The organism is Vibrio sp. B181a (genome assembly GCF_030248375.1).
Taxonomy (GTDB): domain Bacteria; phylum Pseudomonadota; class Gammaproteobacteria; order Enterobacterales; family Vibrionaceae; genus Vibrio; species Vibrio campbellii.
The window spans coordinates 1-8,750 of the sequence record NZ_JAHGAD010000048.1; the positions used below are offsets into that span (position 1 = coordinate 1).

At 39.3% G+C, this 8,750-nt stretch carries 10 protein-coding genes; 9 read left to right on the top strand and 1 reads right to left on the bottom strand.

Annotation, left to right across the window (positions count from 1 at the left end; genetic code table 11):
* Positions 1-811 precede the first annotated feature (811 nt).
* The 6 genes from KIO97_RS20915 to KIO97_RS20950 all read left to right on the top strand — a co-directional run bounded on the left by KIO97_RS20915 (position 812) and on the right by KIO97_RS20950 (position 4,414).
* On the top strand, positions 812-1,132 hold the full coding sequence (locus KIO97_RS20915; protein ID WP_004741848.1) for a hypothetical protein: 321 nt from the start codon (positions 812-814) through the stop codon (positions 1,130-1,132).
* 158 nt (positions 1,133-1,290) lie between these two features.
* Entirely contained in the window at positions 1,291-1,719 is a 429-nt protein-coding gene (locus KIO97_RS20925; protein WP_285383849.1) for a DUF2834 domain-containing protein, read from the top strand.
* A gap of 37 nt (positions 1,720-1,756) precedes the next feature.
* Positions 1,757-2,431: a bifunctional 2-polyprenyl-6-hydroxyphenol methylase/3-demethylubiquinol 3-O-methyltransferase UbiG gene (locus tag KIO97_RS20930; protein ID WP_017189492.1), complete on the top strand. Its 675-nt coding sequence runs from the start codon at positions 1,757-1,759 to the stop codon at positions 2,429-2,431.
* A gap of 294 nt (positions 2,432-2,725) precedes the next feature.
* Positions 2,726-3,163, top strand: a complete 438-nt coding sequence (locus KIO97_RS20940) for a DUF5675 family protein (protein WP_038899753.1) — start codon at positions 2,726-2,728, stop codon at positions 3,161-3,163.
* A gap of 3 nt (positions 3,164-3,166) precedes the next feature.
* Entirely contained in the window at positions 3,167-3,661 is a 495-nt protein-coding gene (locus KIO97_RS20945; RefSeq protein WP_285383850.1) for a hypothetical protein, read from the top strand.
* A gap of 198 nt (positions 3,662-3,859) precedes the next feature.
* Positions 3,860-4,414, top strand: coding sequence for a YdcF family protein (locus tag KIO97_RS20950; RefSeq protein WP_285383851.1), 555 nt, complete (start codon positions 3,860-3,862; stop codon positions 4,412-4,414).
* Positions 4,415-4,590: 176 nt separating this feature from the next.
* Here the strand turns inward: KIO97_RS20950 and KIO97_RS20960 are convergent, their stop codons facing one another.
* The gene (locus KIO97_RS20960) at positions 4,591-6,543 is read right to left on the bottom strand and encodes an ATP-dependent endonuclease (RefSeq protein ID WP_160167645.1); all 1,953 of its coding nucleotides are present in this window, start codon (positions 6,541-6,543) and stop codon (positions 4,591-4,593) included.
* 290 nt (positions 6,544-6,833) lie between these two features.
* On the opposite strand from KIO97_RS20960, the gene KIO97_RS20970 reads away from it, so the two are divergent.
* The 3 genes from KIO97_RS20970 to KIO97_RS20990 all read left to right on the top strand — a co-directional run bounded on the left by KIO97_RS20970 (position 6,834) and on the right by KIO97_RS20990 (position 8,453).
* Positions 6,834-7,247, top strand: a complete 414-nt coding sequence (locus tag KIO97_RS20970; RefSeq protein WP_285383852.1) for a DUF1090 domain-containing protein — start codon at positions 6,834-6,836, stop codon at positions 7,245-7,247.
* 148 nt (positions 7,248-7,395) lie between these two features.
* A complete protein-coding gene (locus tag KIO97_RS20980; protein ID WP_050906334.1) occupies positions 7,396-7,929 on the top strand; it encodes a DUF6817 domain-containing protein in 534 nt (177 codons plus the stop codon).
* A 179-nt stretch (positions 7,930-8,108) separates the two neighbouring features.
* Positions 8,109-8,453 carry a DUF6559 family protein gene (locus KIO97_RS20990; protein ID WP_103188857.1) on the top strand — a complete coding sequence of 115 codons (345 nt, stop codon included), beginning with the start codon at positions 8,109-8,111 and terminating at the stop codon, positions 8,451-8,453.
* The last annotated feature ends 297 nt before the right edge of the window (positions 8,454-8,750 follow it).

The window sequence follows — 8,750 nt, forward strand, 5'->3', positions numbered from 1 at the left end:
AGACTAAATATAAAAAGTGATTGATTTTGTTGAGTAATGCCTAACAAACTGTTTAAGAGTGATTCGCAACGCGTGGCATTTTCACTATGCGTTGCGTCCAGTGTTTAGGTGGTATGCGGCGGCTTTGGTATTGCGTTGCTCACACCTTAACAGGGCGTTAGTCGCCAGAAAAGCTAGTAATCAAAATCATGTTTCTGAGCTTGAAATTTAGCAGCAGTTTGTTTGATACACAGGTTCATCGTCGATCATTAGAACTTAGCTTTAGCTGTTTTGAGTCCAAGTTTTGCAAGTGTCCTAGCGGTAGTTTTGTTCTTTGGTGCTGACAGAGCAGGGCAATCGAGAGTCTGTTTTTGGTGGCAACCACGCTCGGTGAGTTTGTTGGTACAAAAGCCGATTTACTCGCTGAAATGACTTTTTCTCTGGTGTGGTAAGGTCCACGTGGTTTCAGTGGCTTTGTTGAAAGTCCGCACTGTGAGATTGGCTTTCCAAAAGGGCTTTTTTGGCGTTGTCTGTCCGTTTTCTGCGGCGTTGTTTGTTCTAAGTGGTTTCATTGAGTAGCCGCTTTGAGACTACGCCTGACTTAAATGCATCGAAGCACATAAAGTTTGTTGTTCGCAAAGTTTAGTTCGGCTTAAAATTGTCGCTCGGTGCCTCGCGACTAACAAACTGCTCAAGAGGGATTCGCAACGCGTGGCATTTTCACTATGCGTTGATTTTAGTGATTAAAGTGGTTTGCGGCTGCTTTTGTATTGCGTTGCTCACCCCTTAGCAGGGCGTTAAGTGCTTGGAGATATGTGGAGGTGGAACTTCTATGTTTATTCTAATTGGTTCTATAGCTATGCTATTAGCAATGATGCTCTACATTCAACTTCTGTTGGCTGTTGCTAGCGTGCTGTCTGGTATATTGAAGTTTGTAGCTTCAATGCTCATATATTTAGTCTTTGTTCCTGTTTTTGTTTCTCCACTATTCTACATATTAAAATGGGAAGCTAAATTTGAAGAACAATTTACGCTAGGCATATTTTTGTATGTCGCTAGCTACTTAATCATAATGTTACCTAGTATTTTATATCTGTCGAAGTTTAAACTGTTAGAGTTACGTAGAGCAGGCTATTTTTTACCTCGTCGCTAGTTCGCACTTAACAAACGCTTCAAGACGGATTCGCAACGCGTGGCATTTTTACCATGCGTTGATTTTAGTGATTAAGGTGGTATGCGGAAGCATCGTATTGCGTTGCTCACCACTTAAGCGGGCGTTAGGGCTTACTACAAAAATTGCAAGGATGTGAAATGGTAAGGTTTTATCTAGTTCTTACTTTGTTAGGTATATTGCTTCCTTATGGAGCGTTGGTTCCTTGGTTACTTGCCAATGGCTTAGATATTAGTCTTTTGTTCAGTGAAGCGGTGGCAAACCCCATTAGTATAATGGCTTGGCTTGATGTCTTAGTCGGTGCGATTGCTCTGATAGGCTTTATCTTGGTGGACGGGCAAAAATACAAAGTGAAGTACCGATATTTTGCAGTCTTGGGAGCTTTGTCTGTTGGGGTATCGTTTGGACTCCCAATGTATCTTTTACTTCAAAGAAAAACAGTCCCTTCAACCACAGCCCTAACAATAAATTTAAGAGTGATTCACAACGCTTGGCGCTTTCACTTCAAGCTAGTTAAGTGTTTATGGCACAATGCTTTAGCTAAGGTGGCAGCGTTGTTCACACCTTAATTTGGCGTTAGCCTACCTTTCAATGTTGGAACAATGGATGAATAGTTTGAAATACGACCAAAATGAAATAAATAAGGAAGGTTGGGAAAAGGTTGCCTTGGCGTATTCGGGAGATTCCGCCTCAGAAGATGACCCTAACTTACGTGAGTTTGCGAGGAGTGAATTTATAAAACGCCTTGATGGAAAACACGTTTTAGAGGTTGGTTGTGGACCAGGAACGGACGCAGCAAAATTTCATGAGTTAGGTTTTGAGGTTCTTGCCACTGATTATTCCTCTAGGTTTTTAGATGTTGTTCGAGAAAGATACCCGTACTTAAAAGTTAAGCTTTTTGACATGGTACAGCCTGAGTCCTTACATCAAAAGTTTGATGGAATATATGGTTTTGGCAGCTTCATTCATATTCCTAGAGAACTGTGTTGCGAGTCACTAAGAAACCTCAATGGGATTTTAAAGCGTGGGGGCGTTCTTTGTTTGCAGTTGATCCAATCTTCAAAAGGCATTGAGCAATACTATATTGATGATTGGGCTGGCGATCCTCAATGTTCAATGTTATTCAACTGCTATGCCCCTGTAGAAATTGAAGCGCAGTTAGGACTTGCTGGGTTTACCGAGGTAGAGTTTCTGACGATGCCAGCCAGCATTTATGATGAAATTCCGCGCTTGATTGAGAGAGGGATCACAGGGTACTTTGTTTTCGCTCGAGCGGCATGAAACCGAACCCTAATTTGGGCTTGTAGGCTAACAAATTGTTCAAGAGGGATTCGCAACGCGTAGCATTTTTACCTTGCGTTGGTTTTAGTGATTAAGGTGGTATGCGGCGGCTTCGGTATTGCGTTGCTCACCCCTTAACAAGGCGTTAGCTTTATCAATCCAATCGTTAAATGTAAGAGTTAGAATTGTCAAGTACAATGTTGCTTTGATACTTGCCGAAAAAGGGACTCTTGGAGGCATGCAATTGAGTTATTTCAGCTAGTATTTCCTCAATTTAATGTGAGGATAAAATAAATGACTGGCAAAAAAGTCAAAGCAATATTAAATCTCAGACGCATAAAACAGTATGGAGAGACAACGTTAGGAAAACTAACTATTGAAGGTATCGACAAGAGTTGGTTTGTTCTCGAACCAGGAGGTCCTGACTCTATAGTTGAGGGTTCGGACAAAAGAATTTCGGCTGGTACATACAAAGTGGAACCATTTAGTGGTACCAAATATAAAAATGTGTACGAATTAAAAAATGTTCCAGGACGGACTTATGTTTTGATTCACGCAGGCAATTATCACAAAAATACGGAAGGCTGTCTAATGCCTGGTAAAAGTTGGGGAGTGTTAAAAGATTCTCATTATTATGTAAGCAATAGTAAAGTGGCGTTAAAAGAAATTTTTTTAGAGATTGGCAAGTATAAAGAAATTGAGATTAGAGTAACAAATCAACTGGAGAAATGATTCATGTTAAAAAATATTGTGATTTTAATTTTTCTAATGTTTTCAAGTACTGTTATCGCATCTACCCCACGTACAGAGCTCAACCTTCTCTGGATGAAAAATAATTATTTTGTAATTCAAGAACACTTGGAAAGTGATGAATCGAAAATAGTTGTCCCTACAATAAATACTCTGGGGGAAATATGGGTTCACAGGGATAGTGCTGTTTCTGGAGAGGTGTCCCTTTTGTTGTTAGTTGCCTTGACTCATCATACCTATATTACGCTAGCAGTGCTTTCATCAGAGCCCGATTCGTTTTCAAAATGGTTAAATGAATTACAAGGAATAGTTTTTACGGATTTCAATGGAGGAGAAGTTGAACAATTATCTCATGCTAAAGAAGATCTTGTTCGTGCTTTGAGTTTATATATGAACTCAAATCCGAAAGTAGCGCTAGTTCCTTATGGCGAGAGCTTACTTGAACGACTTGAGAGAATTTCAATCCGAAGCGTAGATTAATATGTCTGCTAAAAATTGAGTTGTAGTGTTTCGAACAGAAAGCTAACAAAGCATTTAAGAGTGATTCCCAACGCTTGGCATTTTTGGCACCATCGTTGGGTTTCGTGTTTACGGTGGCACGGTTAGGTTTCGTGGTAGCGTTGCTCACACCTTAATGCGGCGTTATGCGTATTCACTCAATCGTGTAAGGGATTAGGATTGAACAAAAGAGAAATCGAGAGTATTACTCAGGTAGTCTTCCCGACACACCAAGATGAGTTCCAAGATGCAGAAGTGCTTGTTGTGTTGGGTAGTTACAAAGCAACTCAATATAAGATGCCAACTGCTGTACGACTGTACAAGGAGAAAAAAGTCTCCAAGCTACTGTTGTCAGGCGGCAACTTAGCAATAGATCAAAAGCCCGAGTTTGAGTCGATGAAAGAGTATGCATTGGATAATGGTGTGCCAGATTCGGATATTATCTTAGAACGACATGCAAAAAATACAGTAGAGAATGCACAATATTCTTCAGAGATTATCGTAGAGAGTGAAATCGCGAAAAGGTCGGTGGCAATACTGACAACGGCTTTCCACATAAAGCGGGCAAAGTACTTATTCAAAAATGCTTTACCTCAATATTTGGAACTTCACAGTTACTTTGTAAACGATCGAAGTACTCGGAGGGATAATTGGTGGCTCACCGAGAGTGCCATCTCTCGTGTAATGCACAGTCATGAAGTGATAAAGCGTTTAGGCGTTAAACCATACGCATAACAAATTGTTCAAGAGTGATTCGGCACGCGTGGCATTTTTACTATGCGTTGGTTTTAGTGGTTAAGGTGGAATGCGGAAGCTTCGGTATTGCGTGCCTCACACCTTAACAAGGCGTTAGCTTTCTCGAATCAACTTAAGCTAGGTCCGGCAGGAACTAGCTTAAGTAAAGTATTTTTCTAACTGTTAAAGTGCTTTATTATCTCGTCCGCCCAAGCAGGTATATGTATATCACCTTGTTTTAATGCAATATCACAATAATGTATTGCGAGAGACTTTTTAATGGAATCATTTCCTAGATATGCTTTGAGCTCGTCAAAATTTTCATAAGCCGTAACGGTTTCTTTCTTAAGGAAAGGTATGTTTTTTGTTAAGTCTGCATGCTTTTTATTTGTATCTGATTTATAAGAGTAGTTAGACAACAAGTCCGATAGCTGAATATCTTCTTTGGCTATTTCCTTTAGTGCGTCCCACGTTATTTCTGGCTCTAGTAAATCTTCTATTTCAGTGTTTGTGGCTGTGTTGTTAGCTACAGATATTAACTTAGCGTCATCGTTTTCTCTGTCTAATATTATTCTGTCAAATCGTAGTTTCTTTTTGTAATTGCCAGCTTTATAGCCTGGTATCTGTATCAATGACTTTTCATCTGTATCAATAAGACACAGAACTTTCCCTTTTATTTTGTTTAGTTCTTCTGAATCAGAAAATGGTACATCTAAAAATCTGAATAGTTTTTTTACATTGCCACAGCCATTAAAAGGAAGGATATTTAAATTATCTACTCTATCTTTCAAGTATAGGTTAAGATAGAGAGCATCTTCATACCCTTCACATATAATCCAATTGGCATTCGATGACTTGAGTATTGCTAACATTGAACTCATAAGATCGAAATAACTTTTCATCTCGATAGAATCAGGAAAATGCCTTCTGTTGTCGTAAAGATTTGCTAGTGGGTAGCTCGCTAATTTTGGGGCATCATCTCCATTTTCCGACACAAAGTGTAAGCGACCTTCCGAAGGTCGTAATAACAACCCATACCAATGGGTTGTAAGGAGTAGTTGGTGACAATATTGCTCAGATAACTCAGTCAATCGAGCAAATTGAGAAAATCTATGTGCAGAATCTAATGAGTTTTCTGGTTCGTCGATAGCTAATATTACTTTTTTATTCATTTGGTTTGTTGATAACAAAGTAATAGCAACATCCATGAGCGCTAATCGTTGTTGACCAGAGCTAAGGCTGTTTATGTGTTTACCATCTTTAGTCAGTGGACGTATACTGAAATACTCTTTCAATATTGATGCAAGAATATCATTTGGCTTGACGGTTTTCTTATTTGTTCCTTTGGGCTCAAATTTATAGCCGCTAAGAAGCTTAGTGTTGATACTTTTGATGTAATCATCGAGATTGGAGTTTATCAAGTCAACAATACTACTTTTTCTTCCACCAGTTTTGTTTCCAGTTGAGTCGTAGTTCTTTTTCGAAAGCAGGCTTATTATCTCATCTGTTACACTCTTATCCATCAGGGCTTGCATCTCATTTGCCTGTAAACTTAAGATGTCACTTATTGAGCTCTCAATGGGAATATATACGTATGTATAGTGGGAAATTAGCTTTTCGAAAAGGCTTGTTATTTTTGCTTTCGATACCCCGTAACGTTTAGTTTGGTTAACTATATAACTGTGCACGGTAGAAGTTAAAACGACATTCCCTGTTCGGTCCTTACCTATACAGAATAATAGGTAGTCATCACGATCTATATTTTTTTCTAATTCATTTCGCCATTCTGCGAACGTGATATAGTGTTCAGGATTGCTTATCTTCCTCGGATCAAGGTTCCAGAAAGCATCCGAAATTTTTTCTTCTTCGGAGCTAAAGTTAAAATCTGACTTCTTTATCAAAAAAACCGGACATATAAATGTACGGTCCTTTCGTTGTCCTAGCGTAGTATCCCAATGCTTAAGCTCTACTTCGTTCATTAGGCAGTTAAGCGACTCAAGGATCGATGACTTTCCTATTCCATTTTCACCTATAAAAACATTGAGGTTTTCGCGCATTTCATAGTTGAAGGGAATAAAGTTAATGTTGCTATAACATTTATAATTTCTTAAAAACAGTCCTGCAATCAAAGGTGACACCATTAAGTAAGTCTTGCGATTATGACAATAGTAACATATACGGTTATTAGTAGAACTAAACTTCATACGATTTATGTGGAAAAGTTCATATAATCAGTGCCTTATCTGGACATTTTACTGCAAGAAAGCTAACAATCTGTTTAAGAGTGATTCGCAACGCGTGGCATTTTTACTATGCGTTGCGTTTTTGTGTTTAAGGTGTTCTGCGGAGGCTTTGGTATTGCGTTGCTCACACCTTAACAGGGCGTTAGCTTCATACATCAAATAATAGGAGACACAGCATGAAAAATGGATTAGCTAGATTATCTTTGGTTCTGTCAGGCTTTCTTGCTGGAAGCTTGCAACTAGCTTCTGCATCTACACTTGAATGCGGGAAATATGTCGGTTGTGAAAGGAAGTTTTGCGAAATAGAACAGCAAATTGTAATAGCCAGCAGTAAAGACAACCAAGCTAAAGTGGAAGGGCTCAAAATCGCTTTGAATCAGTCAAAGTCAACATGTACGAATGAATCACTTGTTGAAGACCTAACTTCTGAAATATCCGAAGTTAAAGAGGAAATAAGAGAATACGAAGCTGATTTACTTGAGGCTCAAAACGACAATAAGTCAGACAAAGTTAAGAAGTATGTAGATAGGATTGCAGAAGAAAAGCAAAAGCTTAGTCAGCTAACAGAAGAGTTGAATACGTTAAAATAAAGCTAACAATCTGTTTAAGAGTGATTCGCAACGCTTGGCATTTTCACTATCCGTTGCGTTTAGTGTTTAAGGTGGTTTGCGGGAGCTTCGGTATTGCGTTGCTCACACCTTAACAGGGCGTTATGCGACCTAAAGGAAATTGAGGTTTATGGATAAATTTGTAATGCTTCAAGAGCTTGGTGCGGGTGATTTTCAGCATCTTAACGGTTCATTGGAAGCACACCTGAAAGGAACTGAACAAGTTCTAATTGACTGGGGTAGTAGCGAGTTACTTCAAATCGCAGGTCTCTTTCATGCCGCGTATGGAACAGCGGGTTTCGATGAAAAGATGGTGTCGCTAAGTCAGCGCCAAGAAATAGCGCGAATTATTGGTAATGATGAAGAAGCATTGGTTTATTTGTATTGCTCATGCGACCGAGACTATGTATTCCCTCAATTTGGCAAGGTGCTAGAAATCCAATTTAAAGACAGATTTACTGGTTCAATATTCAAACTCGAGAGTGCAACGGTGAAGTTGTTTTGCGAGTTAACGGTCGCTAATGAGCTAGAGCTTGTCTATAACAGTGAAGAGTTCAAGCTCAAATATGGTGCTGAGCTATTTGAACTGTTCCAAGGTATGGACAGCTACTTAAGTACCGAGGCTAGAAAGGCGTACAAATCAGCATTGTCGAATTTCGCATAACAATCTGTTTAAGAGTGATTCGCAACGCTTGGCATTTTTACTATGCGTTGCGTTTAGTGTTTAAGGTGGTATGCAGGAGCTTTTGTATTGCGTTGCTCACACCTTAACAGGGCGTTAAGTGCATTCGATGTCAACATGACTCAATTGCATGTAATTTTTTTGTGATAGGAAGCAGCGATATGATGAAGCTTATAGAACCATGGTTGTTTCACCGTAGGGCTATGTACATTGCAAGGAAGTTAATTCCACTGCTTCTCTTTTATGGAAAAAAGACTAGATACTCTAAGGAAGAAGTGGACTATGCAATTGAAAGATCAAAATTATCGAAAAAGCACGTAACACTAGCATATGCTATTTATTGTGTAGACTTGTCGCAAGATGACTTCCACAGAAGTGAAAGTTTCGAAGAGTACTTATCTCACAAATGTAAGTATGATCCAGCAAATCAACGATTTGATGTCGCCTCTTTTGCTCACTACTCTTCGGGTGATTGCACTTCTAACGATGGTGGAGGTGGCGAGTAATGCACTTAACAAATTGTTCAAGAGGGATTCGCAACGCGTGGCATTTTTACTATGCGTTGGTTTTAGTGATTAAGGCGACATGCGGCAACATCGGTATTGCGTTGCTCACCCCTTAACAAGGCGTTAGTTGGTTCAAGGAGTTGAAGCTATGTATAAACAATCGGAAGTTAACAAAGCATTGATAACCATCCTTTTGATTCTCAGTGCGATTATAGTTTTTACCTCTAGTTATATCGGAGGTGTGCTCATAGCTTTGGCAATCAACCTTGTTATAGGAACATTGTTTTACTCGATGAC